The organism is Streptomyces sp. iso_384, from assembly GCF_056172905.1.
The window spans coordinates 4,640,495-4,661,042 of sequence record NZ_JBWBTT010000001.1 but is presented as its reverse complement, the minus strand read 5'-3'; the positions used below and the strand labels follow the sequence as shown (position 1 = coordinate 4,661,042).

Annotated in this window: 19 protein-coding genes, 1 tRNA gene and 1 pseudogene; 9 read left to right on the top strand and 12 right to left on the bottom strand. The window is 73.0% G+C overall.

The genetic code is table 11. The features are described 5' to 3' along the window. The first annotated feature begins 51 nt into the window (after window positions 1-51). Window positions 52-867, top strand: a complete 816-nt coding sequence (locus tag AC0VY3_RS20870) for a sulfite exporter TauE/SafE family protein (protein WP_475550270.1) — start codon at window positions 52-54, stop codon at window positions 865-867. Window positions 868-901: 34 nt separating this feature from the next. Here AC0VY3_RS20870 and AC0VY3_RS20865 read toward each other — a convergent pair whose 3' ends face one another. Next, window positions 902-1,360 carry a hypothetical protein gene (locus AC0VY3_RS20865; RefSeq protein ID WP_475550269.1) on the bottom strand — a complete coding sequence of 153 codons (459 nt, stop codon included), beginning with the start codon at window positions 1,358-1,360 and terminating at the stop codon, window positions 902-904. Window positions 1,361-1,467: 107 nt separating this feature from the next. Further along, window positions 1,468-1,947 (bottom strand): DUF309 domain-containing protein, encoded by a 480-nt coding sequence (locus AC0VY3_RS20860; RefSeq protein ID WP_475550268.1) that lies wholly within the window; start codon window positions 1,945-1,947, stop codon window positions 1,468-1,470. A 111-nt stretch (window positions 1,948-2,058) separates the two neighbouring features. Here AC0VY3_RS20860 and AC0VY3_RS20855 point away from each other — a divergent pair, with 111 nt between their 5' ends. Together AC0VY3_RS20855 and AC0VY3_RS20850 are read left to right on the top strand one after the other, a co-directional pair. Beyond that, window positions 2,059-4,713: an ATP-binding protein gene (locus AC0VY3_RS20855; RefSeq protein ID WP_103510777.1), complete on the top strand. Its 2,655-nt coding sequence runs from the start codon at window positions 2,059-2,061 to the stop codon at window positions 4,711-4,713. A gap of 50 nt (window positions 4,714-4,763) precedes the next feature. Then, a tRNA-Pro gene (locus AC0VY3_RS20850) sits at window positions 4,764-4,837 on the top strand. Between the two features lie 146 nt (window positions 4,838-4,983). Here AC0VY3_RS20850 and AC0VY3_RS20845 read toward each other — a convergent pair. After that, window positions 4,984-5,955 (bottom strand): annotated as a pseudogene (locus AC0VY3_RS20845) (chitinase); the annotation flags it as partial. Between the two features lie 66 nt (window positions 5,956-6,021). Between AC0VY3_RS20845 and AC0VY3_RS20840 the strand changes: the two are divergent. Together AC0VY3_RS20840 and AC0VY3_RS20835 are read left to right on the top strand one after the other, a co-directional pair. Continuing rightward, window positions 6,022-6,213: a hypothetical protein gene (locus AC0VY3_RS20840; protein WP_475551799.1), complete on the top strand. Its 192-nt coding sequence runs from the start codon at window positions 6,022-6,024 to the stop codon at window positions 6,211-6,213. Window positions 6,214-6,322: 109 nt separating this feature from the next. Then, window positions 6,323-7,615 carry a pyroglutamyl-peptidase I gene (locus AC0VY3_RS20835; RefSeq protein ID WP_475550267.1) on the top strand — a complete coding sequence of 431 codons (1,293 nt, stop codon included), beginning with the start codon at window positions 6,323-6,325 and terminating at the stop codon, window positions 7,613-7,615. Window positions 7,616-7,724: 109 nt separating this feature from the next. On the opposite strand, the gene AC0VY3_RS20830 is transcribed toward AC0VY3_RS20835, so the two are convergent. From AC0VY3_RS20830 to AC0VY3_RS20805, 6 genes are all read right to left on the bottom strand, one after another. Then, window positions 7,725-8,129, bottom strand: a complete 405-nt coding sequence (locus tag AC0VY3_RS20830; protein WP_475550266.1) for an SHOCT domain-containing protein — start codon at window positions 8,127-8,129, stop codon at window positions 7,725-7,727. A gap of 33 nt (window positions 8,130-8,162) precedes the next feature. Next, window positions 8,163-8,672 (bottom strand): nucleotide triphosphate diphosphatase NUDT15, encoded by a 510-nt coding sequence (locus AC0VY3_RS20825; RefSeq protein ID WP_103510781.1) that lies wholly within the window; start codon window positions 8,670-8,672, stop codon window positions 8,163-8,165. A gap of 79 nt (window positions 8,673-8,751) precedes the next feature. Further along, window positions 8,752-9,651 carry a hypothetical protein gene (locus AC0VY3_RS20820; protein ID WP_103510782.1) on the bottom strand — a complete coding sequence of 300 codons (900 nt, stop codon included), beginning with the start codon at window positions 9,649-9,651 and terminating at the stop codon, window positions 8,752-8,754. Beyond that, on the bottom strand, window positions 9,648-10,661 hold the full coding sequence (locus tag AC0VY3_RS20815) for an SPFH domain-containing protein (protein ID WP_103510783.1): 1,014 nt from the start codon (window positions 10,659-10,661) through the stop codon (window positions 9,648-9,650). Before AC0VY3_RS20815 ends, AC0VY3_RS20820 begins: the two co-directional genes overlap by 4 nt. Before the next feature lie 68 nt (window positions 10,662-10,729). Then, window positions 10,730-11,518 (bottom strand): SDR family oxidoreductase, encoded by a 789-nt coding sequence (locus AC0VY3_RS20810; RefSeq protein WP_475550265.1) that lies wholly within the window; start codon window positions 11,516-11,518, stop codon window positions 10,730-10,732. 203 nt (window positions 11,519-11,721) lie between these two features. Beyond that, window positions 11,722-12,351, bottom strand: coding sequence for a TetR/AcrR family transcriptional regulator (locus tag AC0VY3_RS20805; protein ID WP_475550264.1), 630 nt, complete (start codon window positions 12,349-12,351; stop codon window positions 11,722-11,724). Between the two features lie 160 nt (window positions 12,352-12,511). On the opposite strand from AC0VY3_RS20805, the gene AC0VY3_RS20800 reads away from it, so the two are divergent. Both AC0VY3_RS20800 and AC0VY3_RS20795 read left to right on the top strand, forming a co-directional pair. Further along, window positions 12,512-13,510, top strand: coding sequence for a phosphatase PAP2 family protein (locus AC0VY3_RS20800; RefSeq protein WP_475550263.1), 999 nt, complete (start codon window positions 12,512-12,514; stop codon window positions 13,508-13,510). Further along, window positions 13,507-14,475, top strand: a complete 969-nt coding sequence (locus AC0VY3_RS20795) for a DMT family transporter (RefSeq protein WP_475550262.1) — start codon at window positions 13,507-13,509, stop codon at window positions 14,473-14,475. Before AC0VY3_RS20800 ends, AC0VY3_RS20795 begins: the two co-directional genes overlap by 4 nt. 12 nt (window positions 14,476-14,487) lie before the next feature. Here the strand turns inward: AC0VY3_RS20795 and AC0VY3_RS20790 are convergent, their stop codons facing one another. Together AC0VY3_RS20790 and AC0VY3_RS20785 are read right to left on the bottom strand one after the other, a co-directional pair. After that, a complete protein-coding gene (locus AC0VY3_RS20790) occupies window positions 14,488-15,018 on the bottom strand; it encodes a PadR family transcriptional regulator (protein ID WP_103507129.1) in 531 nt (176 codons plus the stop codon). Between the two features lie 56 nt (window positions 15,019-15,074). Next, window positions 15,075-17,090 carry an oxidoreductase gene (locus AC0VY3_RS20785; RefSeq protein WP_475551712.1) on the bottom strand — a complete coding sequence of 672 codons (2,016 nt, stop codon included), beginning with the start codon at window positions 17,088-17,090 and terminating at the stop codon, window positions 15,075-15,077. 215 nt (window positions 17,091-17,305) lie between these two features. Here AC0VY3_RS20785 and AC0VY3_RS20780 point away from each other — a divergent pair, with 215 nt between their 5' ends. Further along, window positions 17,306-17,845 (top strand): DoxX family protein, encoded by a 540-nt coding sequence (locus AC0VY3_RS20780; protein ID WP_475550261.1) that lies wholly within the window; start codon window positions 17,306-17,308, stop codon window positions 17,843-17,845. Beyond that, window positions 17,842-18,423, top strand: a complete 582-nt coding sequence (locus AC0VY3_RS20775; protein WP_475550260.1) for a DUF7144 family membrane protein — start codon at window positions 17,842-17,844, stop codon at window positions 18,421-18,423. The genes AC0VY3_RS20780 and AC0VY3_RS20775 overlap by 4 nt, the downstream gene beginning before the upstream one ends. 18 nt (window positions 18,424-18,441) lie before the next feature. Here the strand turns inward: AC0VY3_RS20775 and AC0VY3_RS20770 are convergent, their stop codons facing one another. Then, window positions 18,442-20,532 (bottom strand): MMPL family transporter, encoded by a 2,091-nt coding sequence (locus AC0VY3_RS20770; RefSeq protein ID WP_475550259.1) that lies wholly within the window; start codon window positions 20,530-20,532, stop codon window positions 18,442-18,444. Window positions 20,533-20,548 lie beyond the last annotated feature (16 nt).

The window sequence follows — 20,548 nt, the reverse complement described above, 5'->3', positions numbered from 1 at the left end:
GGGAGCCTCCGGGCGTCGGCCGAAACCGTTGTGCTTACCATCTTTCCCGACATGGACACCATCAGCCTCTGGCAACTGGCCGTACTCGCGGCGGCATCCACCCTCGTCGGCTTCTCCAAGACGGCCGTCAGCGGTGCCAATACGATCAGCCTCGCGGTCTTCGCGGCCGTACTCCCGGCCCGCGAATCGACCGGAGTGCTGCTCCCGATCCTGATCGCCGGCGATCTCCTCGCCGTACGCGTCTACCGCCGTCACGCCCACTGGCCCACCCTGCTCCGGCTGTTCCCCGCCGTCGCCGTGGGCGTCGTGGCGGGCACCCTGTTCATGCTGTGGGCCGACGACGCGGCGGTCCGCACCTCCATCGGCGCGATCCTGCTGTTCATGACGGGCGTCACCCTGTGGCGTCGCCGGATCGCGGAGAAGGAGGCGGAGGAGAAGGAGGCGGAGGAGCAGAGGACGGAGAAGGAAGCCGGGACCGGGATCGGAGCCGACAGTGCGGGCGAGGGCGGCACCGGTCGGACCGCCGCGCGCGGCTACGGCGTTCTCGGCGGGTTCACCACGATGGTCGCCAACGCCGGCGGCCCGGTGATGTCGCTCTATCTGCTCTCGGCCGGCTTCCGCAAGCTCGGCTTCCTCGGCACCTCGGCCTGGTTCTTCCTGATCGTGAACGTGTCCAAGGTGCCGTTCAGCGTGGGCCTCGGCCTGATCGACGCCCGCTCCCTGCTGCTCGACGCCTGTCTGCTGCTGTTCGTCCTGCCCGGCGCCTACCTGGGCCGCGCGTGTGTCGACCGGATCAACCAGAAGGTCTTCGACCGGATCGTCATCGGCGCCACGGTGGCCGGCGGACTCCAACTCCTGCTGATCTGAGGCCGGCCGGCCGCATGACCGCCCGGCGGCCGCTTCAGGGAAGCAGCAGCCAGTCCGCGCCCACGGCGGCCAGCAGCCCCGCCCCCAGCAGCCAGCTGGCCAGCCGGGTGCGGCCGTTCCTGCTCAGCTCGATCATCACGCCGCACAGGATGAGCGCGAGTCCGTAGACGCCGACGACCAGCACCGACGAGCGGCTCGCGATCCGCAGCCCGAGCACGACGGCCATCGCGGCCATGCCCACCGAGGAGAGGACGATCCGCAGGTGCCGGGCCTGGCGCGGAGTGAGTCTCTTCCCGTCCTGACCGTCCGGGACATCGTCGATCTCGTCCCCCTCCGTCCCCGTCTTCACGGTGGTGCCGGCTATCGGGGCGTCGGCGCCCCGGTCCTGGTCGGACTGCTCGTCGTTCGGTCCGTCCTCGCGGCCGGTCTCGCGCTCGTCCCGGCGCTCGTCCCGGCGCTGGTCCCGGTGCTGGTCCTGGTCAGAAGTGCTCATGGAGCCGGATCGTAGTAGCTGCGCGGACCTCCGGTTCCCGGACCCGGATCTTCCGCTCCCGGCCCGCCCTTCCGCCCTCGGGCCCGGCCCGGGCCCCGCCCGCCGGACTACCCCAGCAGGCGGGGCGCCTCGGCCGCGGCGTCCACCGGTGGACCCGACTCCACCCGGACCGCCAATTCCCGCGCCCAGCCGGACAGTCCGCCGACCGCGATCCCGTGCGGCCCGGAATCGGCGAACGGGGCGAGCGCTCCCGCGCCCCGGCGGAGCAGCCGGGCCCCGCCCTCGGTGTTGCCCCGGGCGGAATGGGTCAGCCCCACCGCGATCTGGGCCAGCCCGCGCCAGAGCTCGCGCTCGTCCTCCGGCCCCGATTTCCAGGCGTCCTCGAAGACCTCGTGCGCATGGAACGGCATCCCCGCGTCCAGCAGCCGCTGCGCCTCCCGGAGCGTCTCCGCGGGCGTGCGGACGACCCCCTCCGGCTGTCGTTCGACGCCGGGTGTTCCGTACGGGAGGGGGCGTCCCAGTCCGTCACGGGGGCGCGCGTTGCGCGCCCGGCCCTCGGCATCACGGTCTCTGCGCGTCTCGTTCACTACTCGATTGTGCCCCGCACCTGCAAGGAATCGTGCGAACCCTGTCGGCGAGCACCCGCGCACGACTAGGCTCGACCGTCGAAGAAGACTGCCTCTGTGGGAAGGGTGGGCATGAAGCCGTCCCGTCCGTTGTACGAGCGTGAACCGGAACTCGCCGCCGCTGCCGAGGCGGTGGATTCCCTGTGCGGTGCGCAGGCCGTCGGCGGGCTTCTGGTCTTCAGCGGAGAGGCGGGGATCGGCAAGACCGCGCTGCTCGCCGAGATCCAGGCGATGGCCGCCGACCGCTGCACCGTCTGGTCCGCCCGTGGCGGCGAGACCGTCACCTCCGTACCGTTCCACGTCGTACGGCAGTTGCTGCAGCCCGCGCTCGACCAGTTCCCGCCCGACGAGACCCGGGCGTTGTTCGGCGACTGGTACGAGACCACCGCGCCGGCCCTGGGACTCGCCGAGCCGAGCGGCCCGCAGCCCGACCCGCAAGGTGTGCGCGACGGGCTGGACTTCGTCGTCGGCCGGCTCGCGTCCCGGCTCAGCCACCGGCCGCTGCTGCTCATCGTGGACGACGCGCACTGGGCCGACGGCGAATCCCTCGCCTGGCTGGCCTCGTTCACCGCCCGCCTCGGCGAACTCCCGGTCCTGGTCGTCCAGGCGCACCGCCCGCAGGAACTGGCCGAACGCGACGCCAACTACATCGCCGACCGCGAGGCCGAGCGCGGCTCCGGCGGTCAGGGCACGGTGAACCGGGTCGCGCTGCGGGCCCTGACGCCCGACGCCACCGCCGTGCTGGTCCGCGCGGGCCTCGGCGACCACGCCGACGACCCGTTCTGCCGCGAGGTGTGGGCCGTCACCGGAGGCAATCCGTACGAGGCGGTCGAGCTGGTCGCCAAGGTCCAGGACCGCGAACTGCCGCCCGTGGAGGAATCGGCCGGCGAACTGCGCGAGCTGGGCGCGTCCGCACGGGGCAGCGGGCTCGTCGCCCGGCTGGAGCGGCTCGGCACGAACGCCAACCGGTTCGCCTGGGCCGCCGCGGTGCTCGGCACCGACATCTCCCAGGAGCTGGCCGCCACCCTCGCCGGAATGAGTTCGGCGGAGGCCGCCGACTGCACGGCCCGGCTGCGCGACGCCCGTATCGTCAGCGGCTTCGACCCGCTGGAGTTCGTCCACCCGCTGATCGCGACCGCCGTCTACCGCTCGATCCCGCCGGCCACCCGCACCGCCATGCACGGGCGCGCCGCCTGGGCGATCACCCGGGCCGGTCTCGGCGCCGCCGCGGCCTCCCGGCACCTCCTGGAGGTCCACCCGGACGACGACCAGGAACTGGTCGCGCAGCTGCGCGAAGCCGCCGGCCAGCACCTCGCCGTCGGCGCGCCCGAAGCGGCCCGGCGCTGTCTTGAGCGGGCACTGGAGGAGCCGCCGCGCCCCAAGGACCGGGCCGTCCTGCTGTACGAGCTGGGCTGCGCGACGCTGCTCAGCTCCCCGCCCACCACGGTCCAGCACCTGCGCGCCGCCCTGGACATGCCGGGGCTCGACGACGGACTGCGGATCGACGCCACCTTCCGGCTCGCCGCCGCGCTCGCCCACAACAACCAGCTCAAGGACGCGGCGCTGTCGCTGGCCGCCGAGGCCGCGCGCACCGCGCCCGGCCCCGGGCTGATGCGGCTGCAGGCCGCGCACTTCATGTGGGAGGGCATGCAGGCCACCGAGGACGACGGACCGACCCGCTCCCGGCGGCTCACCCGCAACGCCGACCACCTCAAGGGCCGCGACAACGCGGAGCGGGCGCTGCTCACGCTGCGGGCCTTCGACGCCATGCTGCGCGGTGAGAACGCCCAGCTCATCGTCGACCTCTGCGAACGCGCCCTGGTCGACGGCAGCCCCGCCCGGGGCCTCGGCTGGACCGACTCCGAGTGGGGCTTCGAACTGCCCACCATGGTCGGCATCACCTACACCTTCGTCGACCAGCTGGACCGTGCCGAGAGCCTCTTCGGCGAAGCGGTCCGGGCCTTCGAGATCTCCGGCTGGAGCGGGGCCCACCTGGCGTTCGCCCACACCCTGCTCGGCATGGTCCACCGCCGTCGCGGCCGCCTCGCCGAGGCCGAGGGCTTCCTGCGCGAAGGGCTCCGCCTCGCCGACCGTGTCGGTTCCGGGCTGCCCGTGCACTGGGACGCGGCCTGCCTGCTCATCGACACCCTGCTGGCCCGCGGACGTACCGACGAGGCCCGCAAGATCGCCGACCGGTACGACTTCGGCCCGCCCTACCCCAGCGCCATGGTGCTGCCGGACGGACCGTGCGTGCGGGGCCGCCTGCTGCTGGCGGAGGGCCGCAAGGAGGACGCCATCGCCGAGCTGGAAGCGGCGGGCGCCGCACTGGAGCCGCGCGAACGCTTCAACGGCATCTGGGCTCCCTGGGCCGGTGACCTGGCGCGCGCCCTGGCCGAGACCGACCCGGCCCGCGGGGCGCATCTCGCCGCCCGCAACCGGGTGCACGCCGAACGGTTCGGCACACCCACAGCCCTGGGCGAGGCCCTGCGCTGCGTCGCCCTCTTCGCGCCCCCGGAGCGCTCCGCGCAACTGCTCGCCGAGGCGGTGGGCCACCTGGAGAAGTCCTCCTCCGCCTATGAGCACGCCCTCGCCCGGGTCGACTACGGGATCGCGATCGGATCGCACCGGGAGCTGGCCCGTGCGCAGAAGCAGGCGATGACCTGCGGAGCCGAGGGGCTGGCGGCCCGCGCCCAACAGGCACGCGCGTCGATACGGTCCTCGGAGTGAGGTAATGTTTGTCCTGCGCGGCCGCCCGGGACGACCGGGGGGAAACGCGGCGGGACGTGGCGCAGCTTGGTAGCGCACTTGACTGGGGGTCAAGGGGTCGCAGGTTCAAATCCTGTCGTCCCGACTGGAGACAGTCGCAGGTCAGGGCCGGTTTCGGAGCAATCCGAGTCCGGCCCTTGATCATTTCTGGGGACGGTTGGGGTACCGCGAGCCCGGTCGCCGGGGTGTGGTGCGGCCGGGCTCGGGTGGTCATCGTGGCGCAGGGGCGAACTACGGGAGTTCGTGGACGTGCGGTGCCACGCCGTTGACCCAGTTGTCGCCGTTCGACGCGTCCCAGTTGGTGGACCAGGTCATCGCGCCGCGCAGCTGCGGGTAGGTCTTCTCGGGCTTGAACGCGCCGCAGTTCTCGCCCTTGGTCAGGCAGTCCAGCGCGTCGTTCACGACCGCGGGGTCGACGTAGCCGGAGCCGGCGCCGCTGGTGGAGGCGGGGGTGCCGATGCCGACCTGGTCCGCGTCGAGGCCGTTCTCCAGTTGGATGCAGGCCAGCGCGGTCAGGAAGTCGACCGTGCCCTGGGCGTGGACGTTGCCGTCACAGCCGGCCATCGAACCGCTGTTTTCGTACTGCATGTTGACGACGGTCAGAATGTCCTTCACGTCGAGTGCCAGCTTGAAGTACTCGGTGTCGGTGTTCTGCATGTCCAGCGTCTGCGGCGCCATCGTGAGGACCATGCCGTCACCGGCCTTCTCGGACAGCGACTTCGATGCCTCGCCCATGTACTGGGCGTTGACGCCGTGCTCCAGGTCGATGTCGACGCCGTACTCCTGCATGAGGGCGTAGGTGCTGTCGGCGAACTTCTGGGCCGACGCGGAGTCGTTGACCGCCACGGTCCCGAGTTCGCCGCCGACGGAGATGATGACGGACTTGCCGGCCTCCTGATTGGCGGCGATGTCGGCCTTGAAGTCGTCCTCCGATGCGTAACCGACCTCCGGGGCGAGGTTGAACTCGATCTCGCCGGCAGTGCTGGTGGAGTCGGCGAAGGCGACCGCGATGATGTCGTAGCCGTCCTGGACGTCGCCCAGCTTCTGGACGGTCGCGCCGTTGTCGAAGTTCTGCCAAGGAACCACCGGACTTCCGGGCGACCTTGACGCCGCGCGCCGGCCCGACCACGCTCGGAGGCACGACCGAGCGACTGCCGGGGTGGAACAGGCGCTGAGACGGCTCGACCGGTGTCGGCCGGTTCGACGCGTTCGCCTGGTTGTACGGGTCGGGCGCGGGCACGGAGGTTCCTCGGCCGGTGCGGCGCCGTCGTGGCGACAGGGGGCATCCTGCTGGCGGCGGTGATGCTCATCGGCGTGGTGTTCACCTCCGGCGAGCTCTTCGCCGGTCTCCCGGAGTGGTTCCGGCCCGGCGCGGTGCTCGCCGCGAGTGCGGGCGCGGCGGTGCTGGGGCCGTTCGCGTTCGCCTTCTGCGAATCCCGCAGGGCGGCGTTGTCCCGCTAAGGGCGCAGTCCGAAGGGCTGATCGCGGGAGCGACTCGGCGGCTGCCCCATGGCATCGCCTCCCGTGACACCGCGATACTGCGACCGTTCGCATCGTCGAAAGGGTCCACGTGACGTATCAGCTCCCCACCACCACCCGGCTCGGTCTGGGCGGCCTGGCGCTCCTGCTCGCCGTCGCGGGCACCGTCCTGCCCGCCACGGCCTCCCCGGCGGACACCGCCCGCATACCCACGGAGGCGACCGTCGAGGAGCAGCGCCTCGACCGGGCAGCCCCGCAGGAGATCCTGAAGCGCAGCGCGTTCGACGCCTTCGCCCCGCGTTTCCAGCGCGCCCTGAAAGACGCCCGGAGCTACGCGCAGGCGGAGCGAACGGTGACCCGCCATGCCGCGGAGCTGTGGCGGCGCGCCGTGGACCGCGCCCAGGGCCGCGGACCCGCCACGGGCGATCTGAGCCGGGGCGACGACCGCCCGCTGTACTGGGCCCGGCTCGCGCTCAGCCGTGAACTGCGCACGTGGGAACCCCGGTTCGGGCTCGACGACGAGCAGCGCAGGGCTTTGCACACCGCCCTGGAGACATCCTCGCGCGGCCAGGCGGACATCCACTACCCGGGTCACCGGGTGAAGCGGGTGCTCGTCACCGGCTTCGACCCGTTCACCCTGGACAGGGACGCCCGGATCGGCAATCCCTCGGGCGCGAGCGCGCTCGCCCTGGACGGCACCCTGGTGCGGACCGCCGATGGCCCGGCCCGGATCGAGACCGTCGTCTTCCCCGTGCGCTGGGCGGACTTCGCCGAGGGAACCGTCGAGCGGGCCCTCGCCCGGCAGTTGCCCCGTCTGGACCTGTTCACCACCGTCAGCCAGGGCCGTGAGGGCCGCTTCGACGTGGAGCGCACCAACGGCGCCTGGCGCGGCGGCTTCCCCGACAACGAGAACCTGGCGAGCACCGGCCCCGTGCCCGTCACCGACCCCGGCTCACAGCCGCAGTGGACCTCCACCACGCTCCCGTACCGACAGCTCGCCGAAGCGGACACGGGCCGCTTCCCGGTGTACGACAACACCGAGGTCACCGAGATCCCGGCGGGCGGCACCGAGCCGGTGACCCGGCCGGACGGGCCCACCCCCGGCTCGGCGGCCCGGGCCGGGGGCGGCGGTGACTACCTCTCCAACGAGATCGCCTACCGGGTCACCCTGCTCCGCGACCGGCTCGGGCTCCCGAAGCTCCCGGGCGGTCATCTGCACACCCCGGTCCTGCGGTTCGGCGCGGAGAACTCGAACCCGCAGACCGGCACGGTCACCGACCCGGAGTTCGAGCGCAACCGCACGGACATCGTGCGCCAGGTGCGGGAACTGGTGAGGACGGCGGTGGGCGCGGCCGATCGGGCACAGCCGGCCGAGCGCGGCTGATCGGGCGACAGAGAAGCGCCGTGCCACCGCCTCGACCGGTCGAGGCGGTGGCACGGCGTCGGCCGGTCCGATGTTCCCGTACCGGCGATGGAGTCTTCGCCGCCCGGCCTCAGGCCAGCAGCTTCGCCTTCGCGCGCTCGTACTCCTCGGCGTTGAGCGCACCCTTGTCCTTGAGCTCCGCGAGCTTCGCCAGATCGTTCACATGGCTGTTCCCGCCGGACCCGCCCTGCGTTGCCGCCGCGTCCTGGACGTACTTCCGGAAGGCGGCCTCCGAGTCCTTGGCCAGCTTCTCGTCGCGTTCGTGCATGCTGCGTCCGCGGACGATGAGGTAGACCAGTACGCCCAGATAGGGCAGCAGAATGACGAAGACCAGCCAGCCCGCCTTGGCCCAGCCGTTCAGCGAGTGGTCCCGGAAGAGGTCGGTGATCACCTTGAACAGCAGGAAGAACCACATGACCCACAGGAACAGGTACAGCATGGTCAGGAAGAGGTTCAGCAGCGGGTAGTCGTCCATGGGCCTACTCCGATCGCGCGGATGGTCCCTTATTCATACAGCTGGTCCGATTGGTCCGCATCCGGCGATCCGCAGCACGTGCGCGGGCGGGTGGGCGATGCCCAGCTCCGGCCGCCAGGCCGCCAGGATCTGGGCCGACGGGTCGAACAGCGGGGCCGGCAGCTCCTCGGGCGCGGTCCACCGCCACGCGCTGATCAGGTGCGGCTCGGTCACCTCCGGGACGCCGGAGGCGAGGCCCACGACGGCCGCCATGCTGATGCGGTTGATCCCGCCGATCACGTCGTGGACCATCGCGATGATCTCCACGGACGTCTCGTCGACCACCAGGCCCGTCTCCTCGCGCAGCTCCCGTGCGGCCGCCTCGGCGATCGACTCGTGCGTCGCGTCGACCTTTCCGCCCGGCAGCTCCCACGTACCGCTGTGGTGCCGGCCCAGCAGAATGAGCCCCCGGTGGTCCTCGACGATCACTCCGACCCCGAGGGCGGCCTGGGCCGTGGGCGGACGGGTGTTGCGGGCGGGTTCGGTGACAGGGTCGGCTGACATGATGTCGGCGCTCCGCTCTCCGGTACGGGTACGGGTACGAGTACGGGCCACCGTAGCCAAGCGGCCGGGGCGGGCGCGCTCAGGTCACCAGCCGCAGCGACCTCTCCGCGATGCCGAGCCGTACGCTCTGCCCCCAGGTCAGCTCCAGCGCGTCGGACTCCATCCCGTCGCCGAAGACCACGATCCGGTCCGACTCCACGGTCAGCCGCAGCCCCTGCCCGCGCCCCAGTTCGCCCGCCACCCTCGACGTACCGGTCGCCGGTGAGGGCCAGGCCTCGCGCACGAACCACAGGAGCCGCGCGTCGCACGGCGCGGGCAGCGGCACGGTGGCGCCGCGCTCCAGCCACAGCGAGCGGAGCCAGCCGGTGGCGCCCGTGCCGGTGCCGACCAGCACCCCGGAGGAGGCCTGGGCCTCGCCGGGGGCCGCCTCGCCGTCGTCGCCCAGGCGGTAGCGGGCCGTCTGATGGCCGGGCGGCCCGAGGTAGATCTCGTTGAGGGCGAGCAGGCGCTGCGTGTCGTCGGCGACGGCCTCGACCATCGTCAGCTCCTCGGCCCCGCCCCCGGCGGCGGTCGCGGCGCGCAGCAGGGCGGCCGCGTCGGCGTGGCGGTGCCGGACCAGGACGCCGGGGTTGCGTCCGGGGTCGGTGTCGATGCCCACCACCGGCTGCCCGGACAGGTACTTCGCGGTGTTGGCGACCAGGCCGTCCTGGCCGACCACGACCACCACGTCCTCCGGGGCGAACAGGAACCGGTCCAGGTCCGCCCGCTCCACCCGGGTACTGCGCCAGGTGAGCGGCACCGCCGCCGCCACCTCGCGCAGCGCCTGCCGGGTGTCCTCGTGGCGGCGGGCCACCTCGTCGATCGAGCGGCCCCGGCTGGACAGGAAGAACGCGGCCTGCCCGTGCGTCCCGTGCCGGGCGAGCAGCTCCTCGTACTCGGTCCGCCGGTGGACGAGCACCGCCCGGGGCGCCAGGCTCACGCGCCCGTCCCGCCTTCCGGGCGGCCGAGCTTGGCGAGCAGCCCGGTGAGGACGTCGGGGGAGAGGGTGAGGCTCTCGATGCGCGGCAGGTTCTCCGCGAGCCGGGTCGCCGCCAGGGCGTGCAGCGTGGCCGGGTCGACCTCGCCGTGCACCCGCAGCCAGGCGGCCTGTGCCTCGGCCCGGGCCGCGCCGGTCTCGCGCGCCGCCTCGGCCTCCGCCCGCGCCAGGCGCACCGTGCGGGCCGCCTGCGCCTCGGTCCGTACGCCGTCGGCCCCGGCCTTCTCCTCGGCCTCGCGGCGGGCGTTGGTGCCGCGCTGGTCGACCAACTGCTCCTCGCGCCGGGCCAGTTCGATCTGGCTGGCCAGCTCGTTCTCGGCGATGGCGCGTTCGCGCTCGACGGCCACGGCCCGCCGTTCGTAGGTCGCCCGGTCCGCCTCCTGCTGGATCTGCTCGCGGGCCGGGGTGCGCAGGGCGCGCTCGACCTCGGCCTCAGGGCGGATCGCGACGACGCGCACGGCCACCACGTCGATGCCGGTGGCCGGGAGCCGGGGCTCGGCGGCGAGACCGGTGGCGACCCGCTCGCGCACCGAGGCGACACCGTCCACCAGGGCCGCCGCGAGCGGGGTGCGGGCCAGCACGTCCAGCGTGTGCTGCTGCGCGGTCTCGGTGAGCAGGGTGGCGATCTGTTCCAGCGGTGCGCCGCGCCAGCTGCCGGTGTCCGGGTCCACGGAGAAGTCGAGCCGGTTCGCCGCCTCGGCCGGAGCGCTGATCCGGTAGGTGACGGTGGCCTGCACGGTGACGTCCTGGAAGTCCGCCGTACGGGCGTGGAACGCCATGGCCAGCTCCCGGTCGTCGACCGGCACTTCGGAGAGCGCCGCCGAGAGCGACCGGTACCAGAAGCTCAGCCCCTGGCCGTCGTGGGTGAGCTTCCCGCGCTTGTGGTGGCGGATGTGGGCGGTGGGCGCGGAGCGCAGGTGGCGCCAGCCGAAGCGCCGGGTGATGTCGGCCATGATGGAGACCCCCTCGATTTCGTCATGACGACGATAAGGGGGGAGGGGTATTAGAGTCAAGGTGACTATTAATGGGGTGTGGGGCGGCGGCCGGCCATGTGCCTGGCCGGGATCTCGCCGCCCCCGTGCACGGCGAGGTCGGCGCCGTTGACGTACGAGGAGAGTCCGCAGGCCAGCCAGAGGCAGGCCCGCGCCACATCGTCCGGTTCCGCCAGCCGCCCCATCGGAACGATGCCCGCCACCGCCGCCCCGTCGTCGTCGCCGTACAGCGCGGTGGCGTTCTCGGTGCGGATGAGGCCCGCCGTGATGTGGTTGACCCGGACCCTCGGCGCCCATTCGAGGGCCAGTGCCCGGGTCAGCCCGAGCAGGCCCGCCTTGGCCGCGGAGTAGGCGGCGGTGCCCGGCTGCGGGTGGTGGGCGGAGACGCTGCCGATGTTGATCACGGCCCCGCCGTCCGGCTGTTCCCGCATCACCAGGTTCGCCGCCTGGGCTGTGTAGAAGGGTGCCAGGAGGTTGAGCGCGACCACCTTCTCCACGAAGCGCGGCGAGATCGTCGCCGCGTCGGCGTCCGGTGAGCCGCCGGCGTTGTTCACCAGCACATCGAGCCGCCCGAACCGCTCGGCGGTCGCGGCGACGAGATCGGCCGCCTCCACCGGATCCCGCAGGTCGGCGGCCCGGAACACGGCTTCGCGCCCGCCCGCCGAAGGAGGCTCGGCAGGTGCGCCCCGCCCGCAGACCAGGACGTCCGCGCCGCCCGCGAGGAAGGCCCGCGCGATCGCGGCCCCCAGGCCCCTGGTGCCGCCGGTGACGAGCACCGCCCGCCCGGTGAAGTCCGTCGCGTGGGACTGGTCGTCCATGGTCGCCCTCCTGCGTCGGAATCTACCAAGCGCTTGTTAGGCGCGATAGGGGCAGGAGCGGATGGGCCGTGCCGTGGGTGTGGATACACGGGCGGCCGGTGACCTCCGCAGAGGTCACCGGCCGGCCGGGCGGTGCGCCGCCCCCGTCCCCACGGTGCGGCGCGGGTGGACCGTCCCCATCCGCTGGGACCGGTCCACGTCTGTCAGGACTCCGGCGCTCCCGCCGTGAGCCCGAGGCTCGGGAGAACCGCCATCTCCACGAACCTGGTCAGATACGCCGCGTCGGCGTAACGCCCCTCCAGCAGCGGCCGGGCGCGCATCACGCCGAGCAGCTGGGCCGCCACGAACTCGGCCCCCGGGAGGTCCGCCGCGATCTCGCCGCGCGCCTGGCCCCGCCGGACCATCGCGTCGATCGCCGCGATCTCCGGCAGGATCAGCGCCTCGCGCAGCGCGCACAGCAGCTCCGGGCTCTGCAGCGCGGCATGGCTGAGGGCGTGCATCAGCGGGGTGTCGCTCTCCGAGGCCTCGCCGATCGCCCGCGCGGCCGCCAGCAGGTCCCCGGCCAGCGTCCCGGTATCGATGTTCGGCAGCCGCATCCGGCGGGTGCCGTGCAGAGCGGCCACCACCAGCTCCGGCTTGGAGCCCCACTGCCGGTACAGCGTCGACTTGCCGCAGCGCGTGCGCGAGGCGACGCCCTCCATCGTCAGCGATTCGTAGCCGCTCTCCCGCAACAGCTCCAGCACCGCCGCGTAGAGCTCTTGCGCCCGCTCCGGTGTGATTTTCGACCGGCGGGACACGAGGGCTGACTCCGGTGCGGAATCGGGGGACGGCATGGGCTCTACCTCCTGCGGCGGTGCGGCGAGGTTCTCGATACGCCAGTGTACCGATACGTACGTGTACCGATACGCCAACGTATCGGTACACTGGCGTATCGATACGGCGTGGATCTCACCGGGCCGTCCTGACACCGCTTCGCATCCAAGGGGGCACCGGGTGACGTACGCCCGCACCGAGCCCACGGACCAGGAGCCGGACATACGTGCCCGACCGCCCCTCGTCCGCGAGTTCCTTCTCGTGGCCGGACTCTTCCTGGCCTACAAGTTCGGCCGCCGGGCCGCCAACGGTCATGTCGAGGAGGCGTTCCGCAACGCGGGGAACGTGTGGGACCTCGAACGCGCCCTGCACCTGCCCGGCGAAGGCGCGGTCCAGGAGCTGCTGCTGCACGGCCGGCCCCTGATCCACGCGGCGAACACCTACTACGCCACCGTGCACTTCCCGGCCACGGCCCTCTTCCTGGTCTGGCTCTACTGGCGCCGCCCCCGGCACTACGTCTGGGCGCGCCGCGTGCTCGCCGCGCTCACCGCCGCCGCCCTGGTACTGCACCTGCTGTTCCCGCTGGCCCCGCCCCGGATGCTCCCGGTCGCCGGAATGACCGACACCGGGCAGGTCTACGGGCCGACGGTGTACGGACAGACGCCCGCGACGGACACGATGGCGAACCAGTTCGCCGCGATGCCCTCGCTGCACGTCGGCTGGGCCGTGATGGTCGCCGTGGGGCTGATCGCCGCCACCCGTTCCCGGTGGCGCCGGCTGTGGCTGCTGCACCCGGCACTCACCCTGCTCGTCGTGGTGGGCACGGCCAACCACTACTGGCTCGACGCGATCGTCGTCGCGGCGCTGCTCGCCGTCGCCCTCGCCGCGTTCCGGCTGCCGCCCTCCGTGCGTAACGCTCCCCCGCTGCTGCCCCGGCCGGAGCTGTGGGGGAGCGGCGACGGGTCTCCCGTACCTGCGTACGCGGGTGGCGCGGCGAGGCCCGCGGCCCTCGCGCAGGCCGTCGTGCCGGGGGCCTCCGGGCCCGGCGCCGGTGCGTCGGCCGGGCCGCCCCAGCCCTGCGAACCCGCCGCCGGTGCATCGGCTCCGCGGCCCCGGTCCATCGAGTCCGCCACCGGTGCCGGATCGCGGGCGCGTGCCCGGGCCGGAGGCGTGCGATGAGCGCCACCCTGCTCGCCGTCGCGCTCTCCCTCGTCTCCGCCGCCGCCTACGCGGCCGCCGCCGTGGCCCAGTCCCGGCTGGCCGGCCGCACCGACCCCTCCACCGGTGTCCTGCGGCTGCTGGGCCGGGGCGCCTGGTGGTCGGCGGTCGGCCTCAACGCCGCGGGCGCGCTGCTGCACGTCGCCGCGCTCAACTACGGCCCGCTCACCCTGGTCCAGCCGCTCGGCGCGCTCACGCTCGTCGTCGCCGTGCCGCTCGGGGCGCGTGCGGCAGGCCGCCGGGTCGGCCGGGTCGAGTGGCGGGGTACCGCCCTGACCCTGCTCGGCCTCGGCGCCCTGCTCCTGACCGCGGGCGGCTCCGCCCCGCACGAGACGCTCAGCCTTCCCGAGGCGCTCGGCGTGGGCGCGGTCACCATGGCGATCGTCGCCGGACTGGGCAGGCCCGGGGCCCGGCCAGGGCTGCGGCACGCGGCGGCCTCCGGGATCACCTCGGGGGTCGCCTCCGCGCTCACCCAGACCCTCACCGTCGCCGTCACCGACCACTCCGGCGGCCCGCTGTTCAGCTGGCGGCTGCTGACGGTGGCGCTGCTCGTCTCCGCCTTCGCGATGGGCGGCCTGCTGCTCTCCCAGACCGCCTACCGGGGCGGGCTAGGCGCACCGCTCGCGGTGGTCACCCTCGCCAACCCGGTCGCCGCCGCCGCGATCGGCCTGGCCCTGCTCGGCGAGCGCCTCCAGGGCGGGCCGGTCAGTCTGGTGCTCGCCCTCCTCGGTACGGCGGCGGCCGTGCGCGGGGTGATCCTCCTCAGCCGGTCCCAGGCGCGGAACACGGAACAGGGCGGCGTGGCCGAGGAGCCGGTCGCCGCCCCGGTGGACCCGGTGCCCTCCCGGGTGGTCATCGGCAGCCCCCGCCTCGCGGTCGCCCCGGAACCGGTGGCCGTACGGGCGGGCGGCGCGCCGCACCCGTAACGCTCCCCGCGGTCAGCCGTCCAGGTCCGCGATGGCCCGGGTCAGCCAGCCGATCCAGAACGTCTCCAGGTCGATGCCGCCCCGCAGCACCAGATACCGCAGCCGGTCCTCGGCGGTCGTCGGCGCGGGGGTGAAGCTGCGCTCCTCGATCTCGCGGTACTCAGCCAGCTGGCGTTCGTGCAGCGCGAGGTGACGACGCAGCTCCGCGCCCATGCCGTCCGCCCCGACGACCGCCGCCGCCCGCATCCGCAGCAGCAGCGGATCACGGACCGGCCGAGGATCCTCGGGGAGCGCGACCCAGGCCGCCAGTTCCTCGCGGCCCGCGGGCAGAACCTCGTACTCCTTCTTCTGCCCCCGGGCCGGTACCGCCGTGGGCAGTGCCCTGATCCGCCCGGCCTGCTCCAGTTTTCCCAGCTCGCGATAGATCTGCTGGTGCGTCGACGACCAGAAGTAGCCGATCGACCGGTCGAACCTGCGGGTCAGTTCCAGACCCGAGGACGGCTTCTCCAGCAGAGCGGTGAGAATCGCGTGCGGCAGTGACATGGAGTGCATCCTAAGGACGGGGGCGCACAGCGGTACGGGCTCCCCGGAGGACGGGCTCAGAGCGTGGCGGCCAGCTCCGTGCCCTGGCGGATGGCCCGCTTCGCGTCCAGCTCGGCCGCCACGTCCGCGCCGCCGATCAGATGGACCGGCACGGCCCCCGCGCTCAGCTCCTCGTACAGCTCGCGGCGCGGCTCCTGGCCCGCGCACAGCACCACCGTGTCGACCGGCAGCACCCGCCGCTCACCGTCGACGGTCAGGTGGAGGCCCTCGTCGTCGATGAGGTCGTAGGAGGCTCCGGCGATCATCTCGACGCCCCGGTGGCGCAGTTCGGTGCGGTGGATCCAGCCCGTCGTCTTGCCGAGCCCCGCGCCGACCTTCGAGCTCCTGCGCTGCACCAGGTGCACCGTACGCGGCGACTTGGGACGTTCGGGGGCGCGCAGCCCGCCCCGGTCCTCGTACGCCGTGTCCACGCCCCACTGCCGGAAGAACGTGTCCGCGTCCAGGCTCGCCGCGTCGCCGCCGTCGGTCAGGAACTCCGCGACGTCGAAGCCGATGCCGCCCGCGCCGACGATCGCCACCCGGTCGCCGACCGGCGCCCCGTCGCGCAGCACGTCCAGGTAGCTCACGACGTTCGGGTGGTCGGTGCCGGGGATCGCCGGGGTACGCGGCTCGACGCCGGTGGCGAGCACGATCTCGTCGTAACCGTCCAGGGTGCCGGCGTCGGCCCGGGTGGACAGCCGCACCTCGACGTCCAGCTCCGCCAGTCGCGTACGGAAGTAACGCAGCGTCTCGTCGAACTCTTCCTTGCCCGGCACCCGGCGGGCCACGTTCAGCTGCCCGCCGATCTCGTCCGCCGTGTCGAACAGCGTGACCGCGTGCCCCCGCTCGGCCGCCGTCACGGAGCAGGCGAGCCCCGCCGGACCGGCGCCGACCACGGCGACGCGTTTGCGGGTCCGGGTCGGGCTGAGCACCAGCTCGGTCTCGTGGCAGGCGCGCGGATTGACCAGACAGGAGGTGATCTTGAGGCTGAAGATGTGGTCCAGGCAGGCCTGGTTGCAGCCGATGCACGTGTTGATCGCGTCCGCCCGGCCGGCCGCCGCCTTCGCGACGAACTCCGGGTCGGCCAGGAACGGCCGGGCCATCGAGACCATGTCCGCGCGGCCGGAGGCGAGGATCTCCTCGGCGACCTCGGGGGTGTTGATGCGGTTGCTCGTCACCAGCGGTACGGAGACCGCGCCGCGCACCTTCTCGGTCACCCAGCTGAACGCGCCGCGCGGCACGGAGGTGGCGATGGTCGGGATGCGTGCCTCGTGCCAGCCGATGCCGGTGTTGATGATCGTCGCGCCCGCCGCCTCGATCGCCTTCGCGAGCGTCACGACCTCCTCCAGCGTCGAGCCGCCCGGCACCAGGTCCAGCATGGAGAGCCGGTAGATCAGGATGAAGTCGTCGCCGACCCGTTCGCGGACCCGGCGCACGATCTCGACGGGCAGGCGCATGCGGTTCTCGTAGCTGCCGCCCCAGCGGTCGGTGCGGTGATTCGTCGCGGAGACGATGAACTCGTTGATCAGATAGCCCTCGGAGCCCATGATCTCGACGCCGTCGTACCCGGCGAACCGCGCCAGCTCCGCCGCCCGCACGAACTCCTCGATGGTCTCCTCGACCTGGTCGTCGGTCAGGGCGTTCGGGGTGAATCCGCTGATCGGGGCCTTGAGCGCGCTCGGCGCCACCAGGTCGGGGTGGTGCGCGTACCGGCCGAAGTGCAGGATCTGCATCGCGATCCGGCCACCCGCCGCGTGCACCGCCGAGGTGATCTCCCGGTGCTGCTCCGCCTCCGCCTCGGTCGTCATCTTGGCCCCGCCGGGGAAGGAGCAGGCCCGCTCGCTGGGGGCGATACCGCCGGTGACCATCAGGCCCACGCCGCCCCGGGCGCGCTCGGCGTAGAAGGCCGCCATCCGCTCGAAGCCGCGCTCGGCCTCCTCCAGACCGATGTGCATCGATCCCATGAGCACCCGGTTGGGAAGGGTGGTGAACCCGAGGTCCAGCGGGCTCAGCAGGTTCGGGTACAGGCTCAGGGGGGCGCTCATGGGGTCTCCTCCGCACAGGGTCGTCGGGTCAGTTGTAGACCAGCCCCCTGTCATTATGCAACAAGTTGCACAATGACATGCGTCGCACCGCGGCCCTTGCGGCGCCCAGCCCGTGCCCCGTACGGCGTAGTCGGCCGCGCCCGTCCGGCACGTGACGACGAGAGTGGGATCCGTACCGAAACCCCCTCACCCCGGGAGCCCCCATGGTCTGCGTCAACCGGGTCGACCGGCGTGATCTCGGTCTGCTCGCCCTGCGCGTCGGCACCGGCGCGGTGCTCGCCGCCCACGGCAGCCAGAAGCTGGCCGGCTGGTTCGGCGGCGGCGGCATCCAGGGCACCACGGCCGCCATGGAGGCGATGGGATTCCACCCGCCCAAGCACAGCGCGGTGGCCGCCGGGCTCGGCGAGGCGGGCGGCGGCGTGCTGCTGGCGCTGGGCCTCGCCACGCCGGCGGCGGGCGCGGCGGCCGCCGGGGCGATGGCCGGTGCGGTGGCCGTGCACGCCCCGGCGGGCTTCTTCGCACAGGGCGGCGGCTACGAGTACCCGGCCTTCCTCGGGTTCACCGCCGCGGCCATCGGGCTGACCGGCCCCGGGCGCTACTCCGTGGACCACGCCACCCGTCATGTCTTCGACCGCCCCTGGATGGTCGCGCTGTCCTTCGCGGGCGCGGCGGTCGCGGCCGCCGCGGTGGTCGGCAGGCGGGCGAAGGGGCAGGACGGCCAGGCGCGGAAGGAGTCCTCATGACCGAGGACCCGGCCCGGCCCGGCTCTCCGCCGCCGTCCCGCCCCGTGGCCTCCGGCCCCGATGCCGTGACGCCGACCGGATTCGGCCAGGGGCCACGGCCCGGACCCGGTCAGGCGGACACGCCGTGGCAGCGCGGCGACGGCCCGGCCGGGCCCGCACCGACGCCCGATCCGGACAGCCCCTGGGTGACCGGCGGCGTGCTCTTCGCCGGGGTGCTGATGCTCTGCCAGGGCGTCCTGGCGGCCCTGGAGGGCATCGCGGCCCTGGCCGACGGTGACGTCTACGGCGATGTCGGCGAGTACCTCTACCGGATCAGCCTGACCGGCTGGGGCTGGATCCATCTGGTGCTCGGCGCCTGTGTGGCCGTCACCGGGGCCGGGGTGCTCAAGGGGGCGGGCTGGGCTCGGGTGACCGGCATCCTGTTCGCCTCCCTGAACCTCTTCGCGCACTTCCTCTTCCTGCCGTACGCGCCCCTCTGGTCGGTGATCGTCATCGCTCTGGACATCTTCGTCATCTGGGCCCTGGCGGCCTACCGGGACCCGGGCTGGGCCCCGGGGGACGCGCTGCGCCGGCCCTAGGACCGGCGCAGGACGGCCTCAGCGCGTCTCGCGGCTCAGCGCCCCCGGCCACCACGCCTTCGGCCCGATGTCCCGTACCAGTGCCGGGACGAGGAGTGACCGGACGACCAGCGTGTCCAGCAGGACACCGAAGGCCACGATGAACGCGATCTGGAGCAGGAACGCCAGCGGGATCACGCCGAGCGCGGCGAACGTGGCCGCCAGGACGACGCCCGCCGAGGTGATGACCCCGCCGGTCGTGGTCAGCCCGCGCAGGATGCCCTCCCGGGTGCCGTGCCGCAGTGACTCCTCCCGGACCCGGGACATCAGGAAGATGTTGTAGTCGACGCCCAGGGCGACCAGGAACACGAACCCGTACAGCGGCACCGATGAATCCGTGCCGCTGAAGCCGAACACATGGGTGAAGACCAGCGAGGAGATGCCGAGCGTGGCCAGGAAGTTCAGCGCCACGGTCGCCACGAGCAGCACCGGCATCAGCAGTGACCGCAGCAGGAAGACCAGGATCACCAGGATGATCGCCAGCACCACCGGCACGATCAGCGTGCGGTCGTTCTCCGCTGTGCGCTGGGTGTCGTACTGCTGGGCGGTGTAGCCGCCGACCAGGGCGTCCGATCCGGGTACGGCGTGGACCTCGGTGCGCAGCGCCGCCACCGTCTCCTTGGCGCCGTCGCTGTCGGCCGCGTCCTTCAGGGTCGCGTCGATGCGGACCCTGCCGTCGACGACGAGGGGTTCGCCGCCCGGCCGTCCGCTCGCGCTCACCGGCGCGGCCGAGGCCACCCCGTCGGTACGGGTGGCGGCCTCGGTGACCTCGGTCAGCCGGTCGGCCGACGCGATGATCACCGCCGGATTGCCGGAGCCGCCGGGGAAGTGCTCGCTCAGCGTCTCCTGGGCGGCCACGGACGGGGCGTCGTTGACGAAGATCTCGTCCAGCGGAACGCCCTTGGAGGTGAGCGTGGGGGCGAACGCGGCGCAGGCGATCAGCGCCGCCAGGGTGATCGCCCACACCTTGCGGGGCGCCCGGTCGACGAGGGCCGCGACCTTGTGCCAGATGCCGCGGCCGCCGGAGGCGTCGTGGTCGCCGGCGGGCTTGGGCTTCGCCGGCCAGTACGCCTTCCGGCCCAGCAGCACCAGGACGGCGGGCAGGAAGGTGAGCGCGCTCAGGACCGAGCAGACGATGCCGATCGCGCCCACGGGACCGAGGGCCCGGTTGTTGGTGAGGTCGCTGAGCAGCAGCGCGAGCAGTCCGGCCGCCACCGTCGCTGCGCTCGCCGTGATCGGGCCGAAGGACTCGCGCAGCGCGACACGCATCGCGGTGAACCGGTCGCCGTGGACGGCGAGTTCCTCCCGGAACCGGGCGGTGAGCAGCAGTGCGTAGTCCGTCGCCGCGCCGATCACCAGGATCGACAGAATGCCCTGCACCTGACCGTCCACGCGCACGATGTCGTGGTCGGCGAGGACGTAGACGATCGCACAGGACAGGGCGAGGGCGAACACCGCGCCGATGATGATGAGGAAGGGCAGCAGCACACTGCGGTAGACCAGCAGCAGGATGACGAGCACCGTGATCAGGGCGACCCCGAGCAGCAGCCCGTCGATGCCCGCGAAGGCGTCGGAGAGATCGGCCTGGCTCGCGGCCGGACCCGCGAGCCGGGCCGTCGTCCCGGACACGGACGCACCGGCCCTGTCGACCTCCTCCAGCACCGTCGGCAGCTCGTCCCCGAGGTCCGGGCTCAGCTGCACGATGCCCTGGAGCGCGAGGCCGTCCTCGGAGGGCAGCGCGGGGGAGGGGGTTCCGACGACGCCTTCGTCGCCGGCGAGCGAGGCGAGCGCGCCGGTGGCGGCCTCGCGCTGCCCGTCGTCCACCGGGGCGTCCTTCTCCGCCGAGGTCCAGACGAGGATGACCGGCAGGGTCTCGTTCTGCTGGAACGCCTTCTGGGCCTCGATGACTTGGGTCGACTCGGCGTTCTGCGGCAGGAAGGCCGCCTGGTCGTTGGTGGCGACCTCGCCGAGCTTCCCGGCGTACGGGCCGAGCCCGCCGCCGATGCAGAGCCAGGCGATCAGCAGAACGACGGGGATGAGTCGGCGGACCGACCGAGCAGGGGTGGACATGCCTCTCCCGGGGGTG